20 protein-coding genes are annotated in these 21,188 nt (G+C 58.1%); 12 read left to right on the top strand and 8 right to left on the bottom strand.

Translation table 11 applies throughout. The features are described from left to right. Positions 1-7 precede the first annotated feature (7 nt). Positions 8-463: a 50S ribosomal protein L9 gene (gene rplI, locus Q9R35_RS13300; protein ID WP_311219973.1), complete on the top strand. Its 456-nt coding sequence runs from the start codon at positions 8-10 to the stop codon at positions 461-463. Between the two features lie 274 nt (positions 464-737). Beyond that, positions 738-2,108, top strand: coding sequence for a replicative DNA helicase (locus tag Q9R35_RS13295; RefSeq protein ID WP_063693582.1), 1,371 nt, complete (start codon positions 738-740; stop codon positions 2,106-2,108). 328 nt (positions 2,109-2,436) lie between these two features. Here Q9R35_RS13295 and Q9R35_RS13290 read toward each other — a convergent pair whose 3' ends face one another. The 5 genes from Q9R35_RS13290 to Q9R35_RS13270 all read right to left on the bottom strand — a co-directional run bounded on the left by Q9R35_RS13290 (position 2,437) and on the right by Q9R35_RS13270 (position 7,199). Beyond that, positions 2,437-3,408, bottom strand: coding sequence for a bile acid:sodium symporter family protein (locus Q9R35_RS13290; protein ID WP_311219972.1), 972 nt, complete (start codon positions 3,406-3,408; stop codon positions 2,437-2,439). Continuing rightward, entirely contained in the window at positions 3,405-4,397 is a 993-nt protein-coding gene (gene pdxA / locus Q9R35_RS13285; protein WP_086046089.1) for a 4-hydroxythreonine-4-phosphate dehydrogenase PdxA, read from the bottom strand. Before pdxA ends, Q9R35_RS13290 begins: the two co-directional genes overlap by 4 nt. A 117-nt stretch (positions 4,398-4,514) precedes the next feature. Beyond that, positions 4,515-6,239 carry a PhoH family protein gene (locus tag Q9R35_RS13280; RefSeq protein ID WP_042484290.1) on the bottom strand — a complete coding sequence of 575 codons (1,725 nt, stop codon included), beginning with the start codon at positions 6,237-6,239 and terminating at the stop codon, positions 4,515-4,517. A gap of 52 nt (positions 6,240-6,291) precedes the next feature. Further along, a complete protein-coding gene (locus tag Q9R35_RS13275) occupies positions 6,292-6,759 on the bottom strand; it encodes a peroxiredoxin (protein WP_042484293.1) in 468 nt (155 codons plus the stop codon). After that, positions 6,756-7,199 (bottom strand): Mth938-like domain-containing protein, encoded by a 444-nt coding sequence (locus Q9R35_RS13270; protein WP_042484296.1) that lies wholly within the window; start codon positions 7,197-7,199, stop codon positions 6,756-6,758. The genes Q9R35_RS13275 and Q9R35_RS13270 overlap by 4 nt, the downstream gene beginning before the upstream one ends. A 166-nt stretch (positions 7,200-7,365) precedes the next feature. On the opposite strand from Q9R35_RS13270, the gene alaC reads away from it, so the two are divergent. The 4 genes from alaC (at position 7,366) to speG (ending at position 12,126) form a co-directional block, all read left to right on the top strand. Next, positions 7,366-8,553: an alanine transaminase gene (alaC, locus tag Q9R35_RS13265; RefSeq protein WP_026484343.1), complete on the top strand. Its 1,188-nt coding sequence runs from the start codon at positions 7,366-7,368 to the stop codon at positions 8,551-8,553. Next, positions 8,550-9,848, top strand: coding sequence for a homoserine dehydrogenase (locus Q9R35_RS13260; protein WP_022983573.1), 1,299 nt, complete (start codon positions 8,550-8,552; stop codon positions 9,846-9,848). The genes alaC and Q9R35_RS13260 overlap by 4 nt, the downstream gene beginning before the upstream one ends. Beyond that, entirely contained in the window at positions 9,848-11,257 is a 1,410-nt protein-coding gene (gene thrC / locus Q9R35_RS13255; protein ID WP_311219971.1) for a threonine synthase, read from the top strand. Before Q9R35_RS13260 ends, thrC begins: the two co-directional genes overlap by 1 nt. A gap of 311 nt (positions 11,258-11,568) precedes the next feature. Then, complete coding sequence (speG, locus tag Q9R35_RS13250) at positions 11,569-12,126, top strand: spermidine N1-acetyltransferase (protein WP_042484305.1); 558 nt, start codon at positions 11,569-11,571, stop codon at positions 12,124-12,126. Between the two features lie 16 nt (positions 12,127-12,142). Here the strand turns inward: speG and hpnE are convergent, their stop codons facing one another. From hpnE to hpnC, 3 genes are read right to left on the bottom strand one after another with little or no spacing between them, the layout of a single operon-like run. Next, a complete protein-coding gene (hpnE, locus tag Q9R35_RS13245) occupies positions 12,143-13,429 on the bottom strand; it encodes a hydroxysqualene dehydroxylase HpnE (RefSeq protein ID WP_311219970.1) in 1,287 nt (428 codons plus the stop codon). Continuing rightward, the gene (gene hpnD / locus Q9R35_RS13240; protein ID WP_009461634.1) at positions 13,426-14,289 is read right to left on the bottom strand and encodes a presqualene diphosphate synthase HpnD; all 864 of its coding nucleotides are present in this window, start codon (positions 14,287-14,289) and stop codon (positions 13,426-13,428) included. Before hpnD ends, hpnE begins: the two co-directional genes overlap by 4 nt. A 6-nt stretch (positions 14,290-14,295) precedes the next feature. Continuing rightward, on the bottom strand, positions 14,296-15,156 hold the full coding sequence (hpnC, locus tag Q9R35_RS13235) for a squalene synthase HpnC (protein WP_042484317.1): 861 nt from the start codon (positions 15,154-15,156) through the stop codon (positions 14,296-14,298). A gap of 70 nt (positions 15,157-15,226) precedes the next feature. On the opposite strand from hpnC, the gene alr reads away from it, so the two are divergent. The 6 genes from alr (at position 15,227) to Q9R35_RS13205 (ending at position 21,185) form a co-directional block, all read left to right on the top strand. Then, complete coding sequence (alr, locus tag Q9R35_RS13230; RefSeq protein ID WP_045931122.1) at positions 15,227-16,357, top strand: alanine racemase; 1,131 nt, start codon at positions 15,227-15,229, stop codon at positions 16,355-16,357. An 18-nt stretch (positions 16,358-16,375) separates the two neighbouring features. Then, positions 16,376-17,092 (top strand): SDR family oxidoreductase, encoded by a 717-nt coding sequence (locus tag Q9R35_RS13225; RefSeq protein WP_042484323.1) that lies wholly within the window; start codon positions 16,376-16,378, stop codon positions 17,090-17,092. A gap of 9 nt (positions 17,093-17,101) precedes the next feature. Next, complete coding sequence (radA, locus tag Q9R35_RS13220) at positions 17,102-18,487, top strand: DNA repair protein RadA (RefSeq protein ID WP_026484350.1); 1,386 nt, start codon at positions 17,102-17,104, stop codon at positions 18,485-18,487. A 5-nt stretch (positions 18,488-18,492) separates the two neighbouring features. Further along, a complete protein-coding gene (locus Q9R35_RS13215) occupies positions 18,493-19,272 on the top strand; it encodes a sulfite exporter TauE/SafE family protein (protein WP_042484326.1) in 780 nt (259 codons plus the stop codon). A gap of 9 nt (positions 19,273-19,281) precedes the next feature. Then, on the top strand, positions 19,282-20,001 hold the full coding sequence (locus tag Q9R35_RS13210; protein WP_042484330.1) for a 3-deoxy-D-manno-octulosonic acid kinase: 720 nt from the start codon (positions 19,282-19,284) through the stop codon (positions 19,999-20,001). Positions 20,002-20,090: 89 nt separating this feature from the next. After that, positions 20,091-21,185, top strand: a complete 1,095-nt coding sequence (locus tag Q9R35_RS13205; protein WP_404977953.1) for a polyamine ABC transporter substrate-binding protein — start codon at positions 20,091-20,093, stop codon at positions 21,183-21,185. Positions 21,186-21,188 lie beyond the last annotated feature (3 nt).

Here is a 21,188-nt window from a genome sequence, read left to right as displayed (position 1 = left end):
CTTAGTCATGCAAGTTATTTTGCTCGAAAAAGTCGCCAACCTGGGTAGTCTGGGTGACGTTGTGCGCGTACGTGATGGTTACGCCCGTAATTTCCTGCTGCCACGCAAAGTTGCCCGCCGTGCTACGGCTGCTGCTCTGCAAGAGTTCGAAGCACGTCGTGCCGAACTGGAAAAGCTGCAAGCTGAAAAGCTGGCTGCTGCTCAGGCTCAAAACGAAAAGCTGAACGGCCAAACTTTCACTCTGGTTCAAAAAGCCGGCGTGGACGGTCGTCTGTTCGGTTCCGTGACCACCATGGACATCGCCAATGCATTGCAAAATGCTGGCTTTGCCGACCTGGTCAAGACTCAGGTTCGTCTGCCCGACGGTCACCTGAAAGCCGTTGGCGAGTACCCCGTTCAGGTTGTTCTGCACCCTGACGTGATCGCTGAAATCAACGTTGTGGTTCAAGGCGACGTAGCCTAAGACTAGTGCGTTGACGCATGGTACATTCTTTCATGGAGTGTATCTGCCAAGCTCAAAAAAGCCGGTGCAAGCCGGCTTTTTTGTTTTCTCTTCATTCTGTTCGAAGAGAGCCAGCACGCCTGCCGCGTGACTGTGCTGCCGCATCCGGTCCTGTCAGCCAAACATACTGTTGAGCCTGACTGTTCTGACCCCAGATACACAGACTGTTCAAGCCCGCACAACACATACTGTTGGCTGCGGCGTCGATTTTTTTCCTTGATTTGAAGGTATATGCATGGAAAGCAAGTCAGCCAAATCCGATTCAACGCTGGATTACCTTAGGGTCCCGCCTCATTCCATTGAGGCGGAGCAGTCGGTGCTCGGTGGCTTGTTGCTCGATAATGCCGCGTTTGACCGGGTGGCCGATATTGTCACCGACGAGGATTTTTATCGTTTTGATCACAAGCTGATCTGGCAACACATTACCCGCTTGATTGGCCTGGCCCGTCCTGCCGACGTGGTCACGGTGTTTGAGTCCCTGTCGGTTGCAGGCAAGCAGGAAGAGGTGGGCGGCCTAGCGTATCTGAATGCGCTGGCCCACAATACGCCATCGGCGGCCAACATTCGTCGCTACGCCGAAATCGTGCGCGAGCGTTCCACGCTACGCAAGCTGGTCACCGTTGCTGATGATATTTCTTCAGCGGCGTTCAACCCCCAGGGCAAGGAAGCCCGCCAGATTCTGGACGAAGCGGAAACCCGTGTGTTTCAGATCGCTCAGGAAGGGGCGCGCGGCTCGCAGGGCTTTCTGGAAATCCAGCCACTGCTAAGCCAGGTGGTGGAACGTATTGACGAGCTGTATCACCGTGAAGGCGACTCGGAAGTCACCGGCGTGCCGACTGGCTTTATTGACCTGGACAAGATGACTTCAGGCTTGCAGCCAGGCGACCTGGTGATTGTGGCGGGTCGTCCTTCCATGGGTAAAACCTCGTTCTCCATGAATATTGGCGAACACGTGGCTATTGCCCAGGGCCTGCCTGTTGCCGTGTTCTCCATGGAAATGGGTGCGGTGCAGCTGGCCATGCGTATGGTGGGTTCGGTTGGTTTGCTGGACCAGCACCGCATGCGTACCGGCAAGCTGACTGCCGACGATTGGCCGCGCCTGACGCATGCCGTGCAGCAGGTGCAGGAAGCCCAGATTTACATTGATGAAACGCCCGGCCTGTCTTCTATGGAAGTGCGCGCGCGAGCTCGACGACTGGCACGGCAGTGCGGCCAGCTTGGCTTGATCATCATCGACTACTTGCAGCTGATGTCTTCAAGCGGTGGCGAAAACCGGGCAACGGAAATTTCTGAAATCAGTCGTTCCTTGAAGGGTCTGGCCAAAGAGCTGAACTGCCCCTTGATTGCCTTGTCGCAGCTGAACCGAAGCCTGGAACAACGACCCAACAAACGTCCTGTGATGAGTGACTTGCGGGAATCGGGCGCTATTGAGCAGGATGCTGACTTGATCTTGTTTATTTACCGTGACGAGGTCTACAACCCCGACTCACCGGACAAGGGCACGGCTGAAATCATTATTGGTAAGCAGCGTAACGGTCCTATCGGTTCGGTTCGCTTGACCTTTGCTGGTGCCAGTACGCGCTTTCTGGATTACATGCCGACCTAATAGGCTAAAGGTCTGTGTTCATGTGTGTGTTTATACGCGCATGACGGACAGCAGGGTGAAGAACAAAAGGGGAGGCATACATTGGTATGCCTCCCCTTTATTTCGTGTTGCTGAACCATATGAAGGAACAGGTTGATCTGTTGAGTTGCAACAGGCAATCGGCCTGGGAGCAGATCTTCTGGAGGCTATGAAAGACGGATTCAAGTTTGGAGGTTCGTAGCCTGGAAGAGAGATATAAACCCGAGTTTGAAGCCAACTACTCTTGGGCAAGTAAGTAGCCCAAGAAGCAGTGTAGAGAGCGCCCCGGTCCTTTCAGCCCTCGCTCCTGTCAGCCCCCGCTGCGGGCAGCCAGTCGCTTGGCCAGCCACGCGCACACCAGCAACTGCCACTGGTGAAATAGCATGATCGGCAAGATGATAGGCCCCACCATGGCACTGGGGAAAATCACGTTGGCAATCGGGATGCCGCTGCTCAGGCTTTTATTGGAACCACACATCAGCAGGCTGACACGGTCCTCAAAGGAAAAGCCCAGCCAGCGCCCCAGGTTCCAGGCCAGCACTTGCGCCAAGGTCAGCAGAACGGCGTTGGACAGCACAATCAGTCCCAAGGCACTCAATGGGGTGGAGGACCACAGGCCGCCCACCACCGCGCCTGAAAAGGCCGTATACACCACCAGCAGAATCGATCCCTGATCCACGACTTTCAGCAGTTGCTGGCGCTTCATGACCCAGGCCCCGATCACGGGACGCAGCAGATGCCCGAAGACAAAGGGGAAAAACAGTTGCAGCATGATTTTCCCCACCGCTTCCAGCGACACCGTGGCCTGGGCGCTGGTGGCACCAGCCAGCATGATGCCAACCAGCAGAGGCGTGATGAACACACCCAGCAGGGTGGAGGCAGAGGCGCTGCAAATGGACACCGGCACATTGCCTCTAGCCATTGCGGTCAGCGCCACTGCAGACTGCACGGTGCTGGGCAGGCAGGCCAGAAACAGGATTCCCAGGTACAGATTGTCGGTTAGCCAGGGACGCAGCACGGCGGCCACGCCACTGCCTAGAATCGGGAAGAGCAAGAAGGTGACGGACAGAATCAGCAGGTGCAAGCGCCAGTGAGACAAGCCGCCCCAAATGGCCTCTCGTGACAGACGAGCACCATGCAGAAAGAACAGCAGGGCAATCGCAATCTGGGTGATGTGTTGAAACAGTGGCACGCCCCAACCTTGGGCGGGCAGCAGACTGGCAAGTGCAACCGTGGCAAACAGCTTCAGCAAAAACGGGTCAATCGGTAAGCGCTTGATCATGCTTGATGCGCGCTCATGGAAAGAGCCATACGGTAGGCATAGCCCAGGGAGGAGGCATCAGCCTTGCCCTGTCCGGCAATGTCGTACGCGGTGCCGTGGTCGACACTGGTGCGGATAAAAGGCAAGCCAACTGTCACGTTCACGCCTTCGTCCAGACCCAGCAGCTTGATGGGAATCAGCCCCTGGTCATGGTATTGGGCCACCACAATATCGAACTCTCCCTGACGAGCCCGCATGAAAATCGTATCGCCGGGCCAAGGGCCGCTGGCCTGGATGCCTTCAGCGCAGGCTTGTTCAATAGCCGGGGTGATCTGTTCTATATCTTCCAAACCAAATTTGCCGCCTTCACCCGCGTGGGGGTTCAGGCCCGCGACGGCCACACGGGGCTTGGCGATTCCGGCCTGGGTGCAGGCCAGTTGTGCCAGTCGTATGGTTTGCAGCACGCGCTCTGTAGTAATCAGGGAAGGGACACGGGCTAGCGGTTCGTGAATGGTGACCAGAAGGGAGCGCAAATGCTCGTTGGCCAGCATCATGGCGTAGTGCTCGGTGTGGCTGCGCTCGGCCAGAATCTCGGTATGGCCGGGGGCATCGATACCGCCTTTTTGCATGGCCAGCTTGTTCAGCGGGGCAGTGACGATGGCACGGATCAGGCCAGCCTGGGCATCATCAATGGCGTGGCACAGGTATTCGTAGGCACCGCGTCCGGCCAGGGCGTGAACTTCGCCATAGGGCAGGTCTTCGGGTAGGGCTTGCCAGCGATTCAGTACCGCAATTACCCCTTTGGGTGTGCAAACGGGCTGCTCCACTTCCTCGACGTGCCAGTCTTGAGCGGCACCAATCAGTGCCAGGGCACGGCGCAGTGCGCCGGCATCACCATAAACCACGGCAGGGTGGGGCAAGCCTTCAACAATCAGGCGGGCAATAATTTCCGGGCCTATGCCAGCGGCATCGCCCATGGTAAGCCCGATGGGCTGTGCGGTACGTTTCATAGCAGTCATTAAAAAATCCCCCACGCTGCGTCCTTGCTGTGCGTGCGCGCTTTGACGCAGCCTGGCGGTAAAAAAAAACCGGGTCCAGGACCCGGTTTGAGTGAGTAGAGATTCGGTTTAGAGTGCGTCGCTGGCGTAATCGGCCAGACGGGAGCGCTCACCACGTTGCAAGGTAATGTGGCCTGCATGCGGCCAGCCTTTGAATCGGTCTACCACGTAGGTCAGCCCCGAACTGCCCTCGGTCAGGTAGGGCGTGTCGATCTGGGCAATATTGCCCAGGCAGACAATTTTAGTTCCTGGACCGGCGCGCGTCACCAGTGTTTTCATCTGCTTGGGCGTCAGGTTCTGGGCCTCGTCGATGATCAGGAACTTGTTCATGAAGGTACGACCCCGCATGAAGCTCAGGGATTTCACCTTGATCTTGGAGCGCACCAGTTCCATGGTGGAGTTGCGCGGAGCCTCGGTGCCTTGCGGATTGTTCAGGTTGTTGGAGGACTTGCCGGTGCCCAGGTGCAGGACTTCCAGGTTGTCTTCCAGCGCACCCATCCAGGGCTGCATTTTCTCTTCCTCGGTACCGGGCAGGAAGCCGATGTCATCTCCGACAGGCACGGTGGCACGGGTGATGATGATTTCGTTGTAGCGTTTGGTCTCCAGGGTCTGGGTCAGCGCACTGGCCAGGGCCAGCAGCGTTTTACCTGTACCGGCATGGCCCAGCAGGGAGACGAAATCAAAATCCGGGTTCATCAACAGGTTCAGGGCAAAGTTCTGTTCGCGGTTGCGAGCCGTAATGCCCCAGACGTTGTTCTTGCCGTGACTGTAGTCGCGCAAGGTGGCCAGTACCGCGGTATTGCCAGCGGTTTCGCGTACCTGGGCATACAAGGGATCGTCGCCTTCGGTAAACACGAACTGGTTGACCATGAACTGGCTGCACAGCGGCCCGCTGATGCGGTAGAAGGTGGTGCCACCCTGTTGCCAGGATTCCATGTTCTTGCCGTGCTTGGTCCAGAAATTGTCCGGCAAGGGCATGACACCGTCATACAGCAGGTCGGAGTCATCCAGAACGTGATCGTGGCGGTAGTCTTCGGCCAGCAGGCCCAGTGCCTTGGCCTTCAGGCGCATATTGATGTCTTTGGACACCAGCACCACTTCGCGTTTGGGCATGCTCTGGGTCAGGGCATTGACCACGGCCAAAATAGCGTTGTCCGCCTTGCCCAGCGGCAGCTGGATAGGCAGGGTGGTATCCAGAGCGCTGGTCTGGAAGGTGACGGCGCCACGCGCTTCGGTATTGCCGATGCCATCCAGATTGATGGGCTTGTCCAGACCATGATCGCCCACCAGACCTTCCAGGGAGCGGCTGACCTGACGTGCATTGCGAGCCACTTCAGACAGGCCCTTTTTCTGGTGATCCAGTTCTTCCAGCACCATCATGGGCAGGAAGATGTCGTGCTCTTCAAACTTGAACAGCGAATTGGAGTCGTGCAGCAAGACGTTGGTATCCAGCACAAACAACTTGCGCTGGGTGGGGGCCAGACGGGTGCGTTTGCTGGCTGCGCCGGCGACAGGCTTGGGAGCCTGGGCAGGGCTGTCGGCAGCGCTTTTGCTGGGAGCTGCTTTGGCCACACTGGCGGGCGCAGGCGCTGCTGCAGGGGCCGCGGGCGCCGTTTTGACGGGCGCAGGCTTTTTGGAGCGTGGCGTAGCAGCCGCTTTACTGGGGGCGGCTTGGGGGCTGGCGGGGGGAGTGTCGGGTTCGTCTAGTGGTACGGGTGGGTCGGCAAGGATGACACTGTCATCTTTTTCGCTAAGCAGGGTTCCCAGCTTGGTGGGCAACGTTGGTAGCGGCATATAACACGTACTCCTGGTTGTGTGCCGACCTGCAGGCCGGCACGGTAAGGTTTCAGGCGGCTTGCTGGACAGCCTGTAATACAGCCTGGACGTGGCCGGGCACTTTGATGCCACGCCATTCTTGAATCAACACACCTTGGGCGTCGATCAAAAAGGTGCTGCGCTCGATGCCACGTACCTGTTTACCGTACATGTTTTTCATTTTCATGACCCCAAACAGTTCGCACAAGCGCTCTTCGGTGTCGGCAAGCAAAGGGAAAGTCAGGGCTTGCTTGTCAATAAAACGTTCGTGCGAACCCAGCGAGTCGCGCGAAACGCCAATGATTTGCGCGCCTGCGGCCTGGAATTCAGGCAGGGCGTCGCGGAAATTCTGGGACTCGGTGGTGCAGCCTGGCGTGTTGTCTTTGGGGTAAAAGTACAACACTGTCATTTTTCCTTTCAGGTCAGCCGCGCTGAACTCGCCCTGGGTGGAGGGCACGGAAAAGTCGGGGATAGGGGCACCAATTTGTACGGCAGTCATGCTTTTTCCTGTATCAGTAAGGCCGCGACTACTTTGCGGCCTTCAGCCATGAGGATATTGTAGGTTCTGGCGGCAGCCTGGGTATCCATGATTTCCACACCTATGCCCCACTGCAGCATTTCCTGCGTGACAGCGGGATGCAAAAAGTGCTGGCGCTGGCCAGTACCAATCAAAATCAGTTCGGGGGCGTTGTCAGGGCGCGCCGGCGGGGCGTCATCCAGAAAAGCCATGGGGTCTTGCTTGACCGATTCCAGTCCCGCAATCCGGCGCAGCAGCACGGCTGTCAGCTCGGAGGCGTTTTGAATGGCCAGGTCCTGAACCGGACCTTCGGGGCTAAAGAAGATGGAATGATCGTGGTTTTGAAAGTTGATCGCCACATAATCGTCACCGTAAGCGGTGATGGCATTCATGGCTGGATTGTGTTCGCGTTGCAGTTGCACGATGAGTCTCTCCGGTTTTCAGCTTCGATGATAGCGCAAAGCGCCAGTGACGATGCGGCACCTGATCTGTTTGCAGTGATTCTCAGTAAGTCAATCATGGATTAAACTCTTTGATTCACTTTTGACTTTTGGTTTGGGTCTTCGCTTTTTCTTATCAAGGAATGTCATGATTCGCTTTCCGCGCATCGAGCGTTTGCCGCCTTACGTGTTCAACATTACCGGCGAGCTGAAAATGGCCGCCCGCCGTCGTGGCGAGGACATTATCGACATGTCCATGGGGAACCCGGACGGAGCGACACCGGCGCACATCGTGGAAAAGCTGGTCGAGGCGGCCACCCGCCCGGACACTCATGGATATTCTGTCTCCAAAGGCATTCCGCGTCTGCGCCGAGCCGTGACCAATTGGTACGAGCGCCGCTACAATGTGCACTTGGATCCTGATAGTGAAGCGATCGTTACCATCGGTTCCAAAGAAGGTCTGGCCCACTTGATGCTGGCAACGCTGGACAAGGGCGACACTGTGCTGGTGCCCAACCCCAGCTACCCCATTCATATCTATGGTGCCGTCATTGCCGGCGCGAATATCCGTTCGGTACCCATGGTCCCAGGCGTGGATTTTTTCGAGGAAATCGAAAAAGCCGTGCGGGAGTCCATTCCCAAGCCCAAAATGATGATTCTGGGTTTTCCCAGCAATCCGACGGCCCAGTGCGTGGAACTGTCCTTTTTTGAGCGTATTGTGGCGCTGGCACGCGAGCACAATATTCTGGTGGTACATGATCTGGCCTATGCCGACATTACCTTTGACGGCTACGTGGCCCCCTCCATCATGCAGGTGGAAGGCGCGCGCGATGTAGCGGTCGAGTTTTTCACCATGAGCAAAAGCTACAATATGGCCGGCTGGCGTATTGGTTTCATGGTGGGCAACGAGTCCTTGGTCAATGCTCTGGCACGTATCAAGAGCTATCACGACTACGGCACCTTCACACCGATTCAGGTGGCCGCCATTGCGGCGCTGGAAGGGCCACAAGATTGTGTCAGCGAGGTGGTGGAGCAGTACCGCCGCCGTCGCGACGTACTGGCCAAGGGCCTGCATGAAGCAGGCTGGATGGTCGATGTCCCCAAGGCATCAATGTATATCTGGGCCAAGATTCCCGAGTTCTACAAGGACATCGGTTCGCTGGAGTTTGCCAAGCGCTTACTGAGCGATGCCAAAGTAGCCGTATCCCCCGGCATCGGCTTTGGTGAGTATGGCGACAACTATGTGCGCTTTGCGCTGATCGAAAACGAGCAACGTACCCGTCAGGCGGTACGCGGCATCAAAGAAATGTTCCGTAAGGACGGATTTGTTCAATGAGTCCTATCAAAGTAGGTTTGCTGGGTTTGGGTGTGGTTGGCAGCGGCACCTGGAACGTATTGAAACGCAATGCAGATGAAATCGCTCGCCGCGCCGGTCGCCGTATTGAGGTGGTCGCTATTGCTGTGCGTGACCTGGAAAAGGCACGTGCGCTGGTTGGGGACGAAGTCACCCTGACCACAGACGGCATGGATGTGGTGCGCAATCCCGAGATCGATATTGTGGTCGAGCTGGTGGGTGGCGACACCCTGGCACGCGAGTGGGTCATGGAAGCCATTGCCCAGGGCAAGCACGTGGTTACCGCCAACAAGGCGCTGCTGGCCAAGCATGGCAACAAGATTTTTGCCGCTGCTCACGAGCGCAGTGTCATGGTGGCGTTTGAAGCCGCTGTGGCCGGTGGTATTCCTATCATCAAGGCGATTCGCGAAGGCCTGACGGCCAACCGTATTCAGTGGCTGGCCGGCATTATCAACGGCACCACCAACTACATCCTGTCCGAAATGCGCAACCGTGGCGTCAGCTTTGCTGAAGCCTTGGCCGATGCCCAGCGCCTGGGTTACGCCGAAGCTGATCCTACTTTCGACATTGAAGGGGTGGACGCGGCGCACAAGCTGAGCCTGCTGGCCTCCCTGGCCTTCGGTATTCCGGTGCAGTTCAGCAAGGCCCACGTGGAAGGCATTACCAGCCTGGCACTGGAAGACCTGCAACACGCACAACGTCTGGGCTACAACATCAAGCTGCTGGGTATTACCCGCGCCCGTGAAGAAGGTATCGAACTGCGCGTACACCCCACCTTGGTTCCGCTGCAAAGCATGCTGGCCAATGTGCAAGGTGCCATGAACGCGGTGCTGGTGCATGGCGACGCCGTGGGCCAAACCGTGTACTACGGTGCCGGTGCCGGTGCCTTGCCAACCGCGTCGGCGGTGGTGGCCGATCTGGTGGACGTGACCCGTCTGCAAACTGCAGAACCCGAACACCGCGTGCCTTACCTGGCCTTCCAGCACAACGCCATGTCCGATACCCCCATCCTGCCTATGGATGAGGTGGTGTCCTCGTACTACCTGCGCTTGCGTGTGGACGACCGTCCTGGTGTGCTGGCTGATGTGGCCCGCATTCTGGCTCAAGCCTCGATCTCGATCGGTTCCATGTTCCAGGAACCGGCTGGCGAACAGGCCGATATCATCTTCCTGACGCACGAAGCGCGTGAAGGTGCCATCAATGGCGCAATCAGCCAGATTCAGAATCTGCCTTTTGTACAGTCTGCCGTGACCCGTTTGCGCGTGGAGAACCTGTAATGAATTACATCTCTACCCGCGGCGGCATGAAGGCCCAGCTATTCTCGGACATCTTGCTGGAAGGCCTGGCTCCGGATGGCGGTTTGGCCATGCCAGAAAGCTACCCTCAAGTCAGTGCAGAAACGCTGGAATCCTGGCGCGCCCTGAGCTACCCCGAACTGGCCGCCAAAGTGCTGGGCCTGTTTGTCACCGATATCCCAGCTGATGAACTGTCCGCCTTGACGGCACGTGCTTACGCACCTGGCGTGTTCGACAGCGAGCAGGTGGTACCCGTCAAGGAACTGGAACCTGGTTTCTCCTTGCTGGGCTTGTCCCAAGGTCCAACCCTGGCTTTTAAAGACATGGCCATGCAGTTCCTGGGCCAGGTTTTTGAGTACGTGCTGACACAGCGCAACAGCACCCTGAACATTGTGGGCGCCACTTCCGGCGACACAGGTTCGGCGGCTGAATACGCCTTGCGCGGCAAGCGTGGCGTCAGCGTGTTCATGCTCTCGCCCTACGGCCGCATGAGCGCTTTCCAACGCGCTCAGATGTACTCCTTGCAAGACGAAAACATCCACAACCTGTCGGTCAAGGGTGTGTTCGATGATTGCCAGGATATCGTCAAGGCTTTGGCAGGCGATCTGGAGTTCAAATCCAAATGGCATCTGGGTGCCGTGAACTCCATTAACTGGGCACGTATTTCCGCTCAGGTGGTGTACTACTTCTGGGGTTGGCTGCGCAGCACGAACCAGGCCGGTCAAAAGGTCTCGTTTGCTGTTCCTTCGGGCAACTTTGGCAATATTCTGTCGGGTCACATTGCTCGCCAGATGGGTCTTCCTATCGCCAAGCTGGTTCTTGCCACCAACGAAAACAACGTGCTGGAAGAGTTCTTCCGCACTGGCATTTATCGTCCCCGTGGTTCCGAGCAAACTTACGCCACGTCCAGCCCGTCCATGGACATTTCCCGCGCCTCCAACTTCGAGCGCTTTGTGTTTGACCTGCTGGGCCGTGATGGCAGCAAGGTCAAGGCATTGTGGGAACAGTTGGCTAAAGAAGGCCAGTTCGATCTGAGCGAGTATCTGCCACGCTTCCAGGAAGAGTTCGGCTTTGTGGCTGGCGCCAGCTCGCACCAGGATCGTCTGAACACGATTGCCCAGGTAAACACGCAGTACCAGACTCTGATCGACCCGCACACGGCAGACGCCGTCAAGGTGGCTCAGAGCTTCCGCGAAGAAGGCATCCCCATGCTGGTGCTGGAAACCGCGCTGCCTGCCAAGTTCTCCGAGACGATCGAAGAAGCGATTGGTCAGCCCGCACCGGTGCCTGCGCACCTGGCCGGTCTGGCAGACTTGCCACAGAAAGTGGTGGTGATGGATTCGGATGTAGCCCAAGTACGTCGCTACATCGAGGAACACGCCCCAACCTGATGCCCGCTATCTGCGCTGGCCCTGTGCTGGCGCAGCCATGGCGGCCAGGTAGTAGTTTCAAACCCCGATTTTGATATTCCTGCTGGCCTGAATGATATTCAGTTTGCTATGCAGGAAAGCAGAAATCGGGGTTTTTGCGTTTTTGGCCGGTTTTGCTGCAAGACTGGCAGGGCTGCGGTTTCGCAGCTAACTGAACTTTTTCTATCAGGCCTTCATCAAAAACACACGATATGCGGGCATGATGTCTATGGCCTTTGGTATAGGCAGATAGGCGGCTCGTCTATCGAACATAGAGAAAGGATAGAAAAGTCATGAGTAAAACGACTCACGTGAAATTACGTCCCCTGGAGCGCGAGGACCTGCGCTTTGTGCATTTGCTGGACAATAACGCCAGCGTGATGCGCTACTGGTTCGAGGAACCCTACGAAACCTATGGCGAGCTGGCAGCTCTGTACGATGAGCACATTCATGATCAGCGTGAGCGTCGTTTTGTGGTGGAGTGGGAAGGGCAGCCCTCCGGTGTGGTGGAGCTGGTGGAAATTGATTATGTACACCGCCGGGCCGAGTTCCAGATCATCATTGCGCCGGAATTTCAGGGCAAGGGCATTGCCTCGCGGGCGACCAAGCTGGCTATCGAGTACGGCTTTGGGGTGCTGAACCTGTACAAGATTGTGCTGATTGTGGATAAGGAAAACCACAAGGCCATTCACATTTATCAGAAGTTTGGTTTCCAGGTGGAAGGCGAGCTCAAACACGAGTTCTTCATTAACGGCCAGTACCGGGACGTGGTGCGTATGTGTTTGTTCCAGCAAGAGTTTCTGGCGGCTCATAAGCCCGCGCAGACGTTGCTGACACCGTCGGCGCAGTAGTGCTCAGCCGTGGCCCTTACAGATGCGCCGCTTTCAGACCGCTGCGCACCGCACCTTCCAGCACACCGGGGTAGCCGGTATCGGTCCAGTCGCCCGCCACACGAATGGCTGGCCACGGTGTCGTTACTGAAGGACGACGCAAGCCGGGTATGGCTGCAAAAGTAGCTCGCTTTTCGATAATCAGTTCGCTAGCTCGTACCGCTGGCATGGCTTTCAGATGCCGGGTTTGGCTGCGTACCTGCTCGATAATCGCGGCAATGGCTTGCTCGCGGTCCAGCGCCTGCAGGCGCACTGCGTCGCTGATGACGATCCCCACCAGCGTTTCGCCGCTACCCGGCTTCAGCGCGCTGTGATCAAACAGCCATTGCCCGCCGCTGCCACTGCTGTCGTCCAGCATCAACATGGAGTGGGGCAGGTTCCAGGCCTGTTCCAGTTCCAGATACAGGGTGGCGATAGGGACATAGCTGAATGCCTCCAGATCCGCCAGCAATTGTTCGCTGGCCGGGCTGCTGGGCAGGCTATGCAGCAGGCGCGCAGCTTGGACGGGCGGGCAAGCCACAATGGCTGTATCAAACTGCAGGCCGTCAATGTGTACACCCGCTTCCGTCAGTTCCAGCCTTTGTACCCGGTGGCCTAGCTGTAGCTGAATATCGCGCAGGGCGGATTCGCACCAGAGCTGGCTTAAGTCTGTCAACGGAATCAAGGTTTGGCTGGCTTGTCGCGGGCCGCCCAGACTATCGCGCAGGATATGGGCAAACAGCTGGGCGCAGGCTTGCTCAATCGGGGTGTTCATGGCGGCTACACACAGCGGTTGCCAGAACAGACGGATGACATGGCTGTCTTGCTCGTGTTGCTCCAGAAGCTGCAACACCGTCAGACCGGCTGGCGTGCGCCATTGCTGCGTCATCAGCCAGCGGCAAAAACGCGCCAGCTTGATTTTTTGCGACCAGCTCAGGCCCTGGGCTCCCAGCAGGCCGGTCAATAAATGGAAGGGGGCGGGCAGGGCGCGATTGCGCAGGCGAAAATGTCCGTCGGCCGAGATCACGTCCAGATCCTTGCGGTCCAGACGCGAGGCTTCGTCCAGGCCGATTTCCCCCATCAAACCCAGAATGACGGAGTAGGCCCCCAGCATGATGTGCTGGCCGTTATCGGTGTCGCGCCCCAGATTGGGGCTGTGAATGCGGCGGGCACGCCCGCCTATATGGCGCGAGGCTTCAAAGACACTGACCTGATGGCCCTGGGTCTTCAAGCGCCAGGCAGCGGCACAGCCCGCCCAGCCCGCCCCGATAACCGCGACTTTCATCGGCCCAGTTTGCGTTGCAAGCTGCGGCCGCCCGATACCCAGGTTTTCCAGGCGAGCCAGAACTTGCGAATGGGCGTCAGCGAAATGCGCTGTTCCAGCACATGCCAGCGATCATTGGCAATTTCCACCAGCAGGGCATGGTAGATGGCCGCCATCAACAGGCCGGGGCGTTGTGCCCTGCGATCAACAGCGGGCAGGGCACGCATAGCCTGGCGGTACAGATCCTGGGCACGTTCGGTTTGAAAGGCCATCAGGGCCTCGAAGCGCTCCGAGTGTTGCTGATCCAGAATCTCATGGGGCGATACGCCAAACTTGTCCAGATCTTCCTGAGGCAGGTAGATGCGGCCACGACGAGCGTCATCGCCTACATCACGGATAATATTGGTCAGCTGAAAAGCCAGGCCCAGTTTTTGGGCGTAGTCGCTGGTCTGTTCCTGGGTTTGGCCAAAAATACGCGCCGACAGCAGTCCCACCACGCTGGCGGCGTGCCAACAGTAGCGTTCCAGCTCGCTCCAGCTCTGGTAGCGCACCTGGTCCAGATCCATTTCCATGCCGTCAATGACGGCCAGCAGCTCGTCCTGGGGCAGGTCGAAGGCCTTGATATGGGGAGCCAGGGCCTGCATGACCGGGTGATGGGCACGGCCTTCGTACAGATCGGCCACTTGCGTGCGCCACCAGACCAGCTTCATGCGGGCGACCGACTCTTCGTGAACCTCGTCCACCACGTCGTCAACCTCGCGGCAAAACGCGTACAAGGCCGTGATGGCACGGCGGCGTTCGGGCGGCAGAAACAAAAAGGCGTAGTAGAAGCTGGAGCCGCTTTGGGCTGCCTTGTTCTGACAATACTCGTCTGGGCTCATGGACGTTCAGGGTCGGTAAGGGGTACGGCTCAGGCCGCGGGTAATCAGGCGTAGCCAGTCCAGGCGGGACAGGGTGGGGCGGTGGCTGAAGACATCAAACTGTACCGCTTCCAGGCGTTCCAGAATACGCAGACCGCCCAGCACCATCATTTTCAGTTCCAGGCTGATGCGCCCGGACAGGTGGGGGGACAGCAGCAGGCCGGCTTGCAGGCGCTGGCGGGCATCGGTAACCAGCAGCTGCATCATTTCCTGCCAGCGTGCATCGGCCTCGGGCTGGCGCAGCAGCTGGGTGCGTGCCTGGATGTAATCGTCATCCAGATCGTATTGGGCCAGCAGGTCTTGCGGGATATAGACACGGTTCTTGTGCCAGTCCAGCGCCACGTCCTGCCAGAAATTAACCAATTGCAGCCCCGTACAGGTGGAGTCGGCCATCTCGACCAGCTCCGGGCTGTGGGCTTCATACAGATGCAGCATCAAGCGGCCAACCGGGTTGGCCGAGCGGGTACAGTAATCCAGCACCTGCGCCATATCGCTATAGCGATGGGTGGTAACATCCTGGCGGAATGCCGACAGCAGGTCCAGAAAAGGCTTGAGTGGCAACTGGAAGTTGCTGATGCTGCTGGCCAAAGGGGCAAAAATTTCGCTGTGCGGGGTATCGGCCAGGACAGGCTGGTGATATTGCAGTTGTTCTATTCCGGCTTTGAACTGCGCCAGCAGTTCCAGGCGCTCGGCAGCGCTTAAATCGCCTTCATCAGCAATGTCGTCGGCGCTGCGGGCAAAACGATAAATATCGGTGACCGGTCGGCGTAGCCGACGAGGTAGCAGCACAGAGGCGACAGGGAAGTTTTCATAGTGCTCGATAGACATAGTCCGCCAGTATACGGCTTTCGTTTCCACTAGGGCTGGTTTAGACTTTCGTATTGCTTCGGGGAGAACCATGCCACGTCCTATCTCGGCCACCATTCATATTGCGTCACTGCGTCACAATCTCGATATGGTTATTCAGAGCCTGAATAACGCCACGGCTCCATCCGGCGTAAAACGGCCCCATATCTGGGCCGTCATGAAGGCTAATGCTTACGGTCATGACATCGAAAATGCGGTGCGGGCATTCAGTGCCGCCGAAGGCATGGCGATGCTGGACCTGAAAGAAGCCATACGCTGTCGGGCTGCCGGCTGGACCGGCCCCATCATGTTGCTGGAAGGTTTTTTCCAGCCTGAAGATCTGGATGTGCTGGCCGAATTTGGCCTGACCACCGTTATTCATTGCCACGAGCAGCTCAAGATGCTGGAGCAGTGGAAGGGCGGGGTGGCCTTGAATGCCATGGTCAAGCTCAATAGCGGCATGAACCGTCTGGGTTTCAGCGTGGACGATTACCCCGCTGCTTTCGAGCGCGCCCAGCGTCTGCAAAAAGCGGGCAAGCTGGGCACGGTCGGTCGCATGACGCACTTTGCGCGCGCCGACGACAATATTGATGCCACGCTGGAGCAGATTCGCTGCTTTGACCGGATCACCGACGGCTTGCCCGGCCCGGTCAGTGTGTGCAATTCAGCCGCAACCCTAAGCCCTGACCTGGGGGCCTACATGCCTTCCGGTCCGGACCACTGGGTGCGGCCCGGTATCTGTTTGTACGGCAGCTCTCCTTTTGCGGACATCAGCGCCGATGACTTCGGTTTGCAGCCCGGCATGACGCTGGCAGCAGAGCTGATCAGCGTGCGCGGCGTCAAGCAGGGCGAGGGCATTGGTTACGGCCATACCTATATTGCCGAGCAGGCCATGCGCGTTGGGGTGGTGGCTTGCGGCTATGCCGATGGTTACCCGCGCCATGCGGGAACCGGCACCCCTATTACCGTCAACGGTGTGCGTACCCGTTTGCTCGGTCGTGTCTCCATGGACATGTTGGCAGTAGACCTGACGCCGGTGCCCGCCGCCGGTGTAGGCAGTCAGGCGGTGTTGTTCGGTCAAGGCGGGCCCAGTGTGGATGAGGTTGCTGCGGCAGCCGGAACCCTGGGCTACGAATTGATTTGCGCGGTCGCCCCACGTGTGCCGCGCATCATCCAGGATTAACACCAATAAGGCATAGCCATGAAAAATAAATGTGTACTCGTTACCGGCGCTACCAAAGGAATAGGCTGGGCAATCAGCCAAAGGCTGGCCGATGCCGGGGCCCACGTGGTGGGTCTGGCACGCCATACCGAAAGCATTGATTTCCCCGGATATCTGTACTCTTGCGATCTGAGCAATGCAGGCGAAACCGAGGAAATGCTGCGCGTTATCCGCGAAAAATACCCCGTTGATGCGGTGGTGAACAATGTGGGTATGGTCGCGCCCGAGCCGATTGGTCAGGTGGACCTGGGCAATCTCTATCAGGTGTTTGACCTGAATGTGCGTGTGGCGGTGCAAGTGGCCCAGGCTTTCATCCCCTCGATGAAAGCGCGCAAGGAAGGCCGCATCGTCAATATTTGCAGTCGTGTCGTGCACGGCGGTTCCGACCGCACCAGCTATGCCGCGGCCAAAAGTGCCTTGCTGGGTTGCACCCGCACCTGGGCGCTGGAACTGGCTCCTTACGGCATTACCGTCAATGCGGTCTCTCCTGGTCCGATCGAAACCGAATTGTTCCGTGCCAATCATCCCGTTGGCAGTGAAGCCGAACAACGTAGCCTGTCCTCCATTCCCTTGGGACGTTTTGGGCAGGCCGTGGAAGTGGCTGCTGCGGTCACCTTCCTGCTAAGCGATGAAGCCGCTTATATCACCGGCCAGAATCTGGGCGTGGATGGCGGCGGCAGCCTGGCCGGACGTTAAGGAATTTCTATGGCCACCAGTACTCGTGCGGCCCGCAAGGCCAAAGTTGTATTTGTTTGCACAGAGTGCGGGGCAGATACACCCAAGTGGGCGGGCAAATGCCCGGCCTGCGGGGCTTGGAACAGTTTGCAGGAAACGGTGGAGACGCCGGCTGCGGCCAGCGCCCACCGTTTTGCTTCCCTGGCCGGTTCCAGCCCGGTTCAAAGTCTTTCCGATGTGCAGGCGCGGGAACTGCCGCGTGTGCCCACCGGCATAGGCGAGTTCGATCGCGTTCTGGGCGGCGGTCTGGTTGAGGGCGGCGTGATCCTGATCGGGGGCGATCCCGGAGTCGGTAAATCCACGCTGCTGCTGCAAGCCATGGCTGCCTTGGCCCAGCAAACCAAAGTGCTGTATGTGACAGGCGAGGAATCAGCCGAACAGGTCGCCTTGCGTGCTCGTCGTCTGGGTGTGCCTACCGAAGGTGTGGACTTGCTGGCCGAAATTCGTCTGGAGTCCATCAGCCAGGCCTTGCAGTCGCACCAGCCCAGCGTGGTGGTGATCGACTCGATTCAAACCCTGTATTCGGATCAGCTCAGCGCGGCTCCAGGCTCGGTGTCGCAGGTGCGCGAATGCGCGGCTCAGCTTACCCGCCTGGCCAAGCAAAGCGGCACCTCCATGATTTTTATCGGTCACGTCACCAAAGACGGGACCTTGGCCGGGCCACGAGTGCTGGAGCACATCGTGGATACCGTGCTGTATTTCGAGGGTGATACCCATTCCTCCTTCCGCATGGTGCGCGCGTTCAAGAACCGCTTTGGCGCGGTCAATGAGCTGGGCGTATTTGCCATGACGGAAAAGGGGTTGAAAGGGGTCAGCAACCCTTCGGCCCTGTTCTTGTCGCAGCACTCCCAGTCGGTAGCCGGTTCCTGCGTCATGGCTACTCAGGAAGGCACACGGCCTTTGCTGGTGGAAATTCAGGCTTTGGTGGACTCGGCCCATGTGCCCAATCCGCGCCGCCTGTCTGTGGGCCTGGAAAGTTCCCGTCTGGCCATGTTGCTGGCGGTAATGCATCGCCATGCTGGTGTGGTCACCTACGACCAGGACGTGTTCGTGAACGCCGTCGGTGGCGTCAAGATTACCGAACCAGCGGCTGACCTGGCGGTGCTGCTGGCTATTTTGTCCTCCTTGAATAACCGCCCCTTGCCACGCGGCCTGGTCGTGTTTGGTGAAATCGGTCTGGCCGGTGAAATTCGTCCGGCCCCGCGTGGGCAGGAGCGTTTGCGCGAAGCGGCCAAGCTGGGGTTCAGCATTGCCTTGATTCCCAAGAGCAACGCCCCGCGTCAGTCGATCGAAGGCCTGGAAATCTGGGCGGTAGACCGGGTGGAAGACGCTGTCGACCGTCTGCGCAACCTGTAATCGCCATGACAAGTATTGAATTGATCCTGGCCTGTTTGCTGGGAGGCGCGCTTATTGGCTATACCGGCGGGGTTCTGGGGATTGGTGGCGGCTTGTTGGCCATTCCGCTGCTGGGCCTGATTCTGGGTATGGATCAGCAAACGGCTCAGGGGACGGCTCTCATCATGGTGGTGCCCGCCGTGCTGCTGACTGTGCGCCAGTACCATCGCCGCAACCATATTGATTTCCGCCGGGCTGCACTGGGGGCGATCTCCTCCATCATCTTTACCTGGCTGGGCGCACGTCTGGCCTTGGGCATGGATGCGATCTTGTTGCGTCGTATCTATTCGATATTTGTGATGGCCATTGCCTTGTATTATTTCGACCAGAGCCTGGGTTTTTCCCGACGCCGTCGTCGCAGTGACAAGCCGCGCCCGGACCCCGAGTCGTTTGGGCAACTGTGGTACATCGTCGTTGGCATGATGGCTGGTTTGGCCGGAGGTGTGTTCGGTGTGGGCGGCGCGGTGCTGGTCGTGCCGTTCCTGACCAGCCGCATGGGATACAGCCAGACAGGTGCGCAAGGTTTAGCCCTGTCCATGATTATTCCCGGTACTCTGGTGGCCTTGGCGACGTATGCCTTTCATGGCCAAACGACCTGGCAGGTTGGGATACCCATGGCTATCGGTAGTCTGATGCTGGTTCCCTTTGGCGTGCGTCTGGCCTATCGCCTGCCCGAAAATCGTCTGAAGTTTATTTTTGCCTGCATGCTGGTACTGATCATGGCCTTGTTGCTGGTCCGTGCCTGAGGAGCTACCGTGAGCGCCCAGTCCGAAACTGTCTATTCCTTGCCCGGTGGCGGTGCCTTGCTGGCACCCGAGCTGGCCAATCAGCTGGATCTGGAACCCGAAGCCTTGCAGCGCTGGTTCGAGGCCGCCTCCTACGGCGACCAAGCCAGCAAAGTCGGGCAGGGTGGTCGTCAGGCTGCCTGGTTTGTGAACGGGCCTTTTGGGCAGGCGGTGCTGCGTCACTACCGTCGTGGTGGTCTGGTGGCTCGCTTCAATGAGTCCAGCTACTTGTGGCAAGGCGCCTCCCGGACTCGCAGCTGGCGAGAATTTCAGGTGATGTCTTATTTGCACAACAAGGGTTTGGCCGTCCCCAAAGTGCTGGCGGGGGCGTGGTGGCAGCAAGGTTTTTGGTACCATGCGGCCCTGATAAGCCAGCGGGTGCCCGATGTGCAGCCTTTGACTCTGTGCCTGGACCGCGCCTCCCCCGAAGCGGTCGCGCGCGAGATTGTCCGCATGCACCAATTCGAGGTTTGGCACGCTGACCTTAACGCCTACAATATTTTGCTGGATGCGAATGACAAAGTCTGGCTGATCGATTTTGACCGTGCACGACAGGGGCCTGTCAGCCCCGCCCAGGCGCTGGGTAATGTGCAACGCCTCAGACGATCCTTGCTCAAAGTGTGTGGGCCGCGTGGCGATCAGTGGTGGCAGCAGATGTTTTCTGCTTACCGCCACGAAACGCAGCGTTAATTACGACTACGGGCTTTAAAAAAGCTTTATCATCTCGCCTTTTGGGTTTTTCGCTTTCGATAGGAAGGGGACTCGTGATGTCTTTTGGGATGAACACACCACAGGTACTCGCCGGCCTGCTGGCCGCTGCTGCCATCATGCCTGTTGCACAGGCACAAAATCAGGTTGTTAATGTCTATAACTGGGCTGAATATACGGCCCCCGATACCTTGTCCGGCTTTCAGAAAGCCACGGGCATTACGGTGCGTTATGACGTTTACGACAATAACGACACCTTGCAAGCCAAGTTGTTGACGGGCAAGTCGGGTTACGACGTGGTGGTTCCCTCCACGCATTACGCAGCGCGTCAGATCGAAGGCGGTTTGTTCCAGAAGCTGGATAAAAGTCAGATTCCCAACTGGTCCCACCTGGACCCGGACATCATGGCCTTGCTCTCGGATGTGGACCCCGGCAATGAATACCTGATTCCCTGGGGCTACGGCACCAATGGCCTGGGCTACAACGTCACCAAGGTCAAGGAAATCATGGGCGAGCAGGTGGACCTGGGTAACTGGGACATGCTGTTCAAGCCTGAAAATGCCGAGAAGCTGAAAGGCTGTGGCATTTCCATCCTGGACGAAGCCGCCCAGGTATTTCCCGCCGTGCTGCACTACATTGGCAAAGACCCCAACAGCAGCAACGAAGCCGACTACCGCGAAGCGCTGGATCTGCTCAAGACCATTCGTCCTTACGTGCGTCAGTTCAGCTCCTCGGGGTATATCGACGAGCTGGCTGCGGGTGATCTGTGCATGGTCTACGGTTTCTCTGGCGACGTGATGATCTCGGCCGACCGCGCGCGTCAGGCGAAAAAGCCGTACTCCATCGACTACTACATTCCGCAAGGCGGGGCGCCGGTCTGGTTTGACACCATGGCCATCCCCAAGAGTGCGAACAATGTGAAAGAGGCCCATGCCTTTATCAACTACATTGAAACGCCGGAAGTCCATGCTGCCATTACCAACACCATGTTCTACCCGAACGCCAATAAAGATGCGCGCGAGTTCGTGGTCAAGGAAGTGGCTGACAACCCCATGATTTACCCTTCGCCCGAAGTCTCCAAGACTTTGTTCGTGATCAAACCACAGCCATTGAAGGTGCAACGTCTGCAAACGCGCCTGTGGGCTGAACTCAAGTCTGGACGCTAGGCA

This window comes from Alcaligenes sp. AB3 (assembly GCF_031844565.1).
In the GTDB taxonomy this organism is placed as follows: Bacteria; Pseudomonadota; Gammaproteobacteria; order Burkholderiales; family Burkholderiaceae_B; genus Alcaligenes; species Alcaligenes faecalis.
This window is presented reverse-complemented; position numbering and strand designations above follow the sequence as displayed.

What these genes read in the sequence shown, in the direction of transcription:
- speG (WP_042484305.1), top strand. Translation starts at nt 11,569, where the DNA reads ATGAGTAAAACGACTCACGTGAAATTACGTCCCCTGGAGCGCGAGGAC.
- Q9R35_RS13290 (WP_311219972.1), bottom strand. Translation starts at nt 3,408, where the DNA reads ATGATCAAGCGCTTACCGATTGACCCGTTTTTGCTGAAGCTGTTTGCC.
- Q9R35_RS13295 (WP_063693582.1), top strand. Translation starts at nt 738, where the DNA reads ATGGAAAGCAAGTCAGCCAAATCCGATTCAACGCTGGATTACCTTAGG.
- thrC (WP_311219971.1), top strand. Translation starts at nt 9,848, where the DNA reads ATGAATTACATCTCTACCCGCGGCGGCATGAAGGCCCAGCTATTCTCG.
- pdxA (WP_086046089.1), bottom strand. Translation starts at nt 4,397, where the DNA reads ATGAAACGTACCGCACAGCCCATCGGGCTTACCATGGGCGATGCCGCT.
- Q9R35_RS13205 (WP_404977953.1), top strand. Translation starts at nt 20,091, where the DNA reads ATGAACACACCACAGGTACTCGCCGGCCTGCTGGCCGCTGCTGCCATC.
- hpnE (WP_311219970.1), bottom strand. Translation starts at nt 13,429, where the DNA reads ATGAAAGTCGCGGTTATCGGGGCGGGCTGGGCGGGCTGTGCCGCTGCC.
- Q9R35_RS13225 (WP_042484323.1), top strand. Translation starts at nt 16,376, where the DNA reads ATGAAAAATAAATGTGTACTCGTTACCGGCGCTACCAAAGGAATAGGC.
- alaC (WP_026484343.1), top strand. Translation starts at nt 7,366, where the DNA reads ATGATTCGCTTTCCGCGCATCGAGCGTTTGCCGCCTTACGTGTTCAAC.
- Q9R35_RS13275 (WP_042484293.1), bottom strand. Translation starts at nt 6,759, where the DNA reads ATGACTGCCGTACAAATTGGTGCCCCTATCCCCGACTTTTCCGTGCCC.
- radA (WP_026484350.1), top strand. Translation starts at nt 17,102, where the DNA reads ATGGCCACCAGTACTCGTGCGGCCCGCAAGGCCAAAGTTGTATTTGTT.
- Q9R35_RS13260 (WP_022983573.1), top strand. Translation starts at nt 8,550, where the DNA reads ATGAGTCCTATCAAAGTAGGTTTGCTGGGTTTGGGTGTGGTTGGCAGC.
- hpnD (WP_009461634.1), bottom strand. Translation starts at nt 14,289, where the DNA reads ATGAGCCCAGACGAGTATTGTCAGAACAAGGCAGCCCAAAGCGGCTCC.
- alr (WP_045931122.1), top strand. Translation starts at nt 15,227, where the DNA reads ATGCCACGTCCTATCTCGGCCACCATTCATATTGCGTCACTGCGTCAC.
- Q9R35_RS13215 (WP_042484326.1), top strand. Translation starts at nt 18,493, where the DNA reads ATGACAAGTATTGAATTGATCCTGGCCTGTTTGCTGGGAGGCGCGCTT.
- Q9R35_RS13280 (WP_042484290.1), bottom strand. Translation starts at nt 6,239, where the DNA reads ATGCCGCTACCAACGTTGCCCACCAAGCTGGGAACCCTGCTTAGCGAA.
- hpnC (WP_042484317.1), bottom strand. Translation starts at nt 15,156, where the DNA reads ATGTCTATCGAGCACTATGAAAACTTCCCTGTCGCCTCTGTGCTGCTA.
- rplI (WP_311219973.1), top strand. Translation starts at nt 8, where the DNA reads ATGCAAGTTATTTTGCTCGAAAAAGTCGCCAACCTGGGTAGTCTGGGT.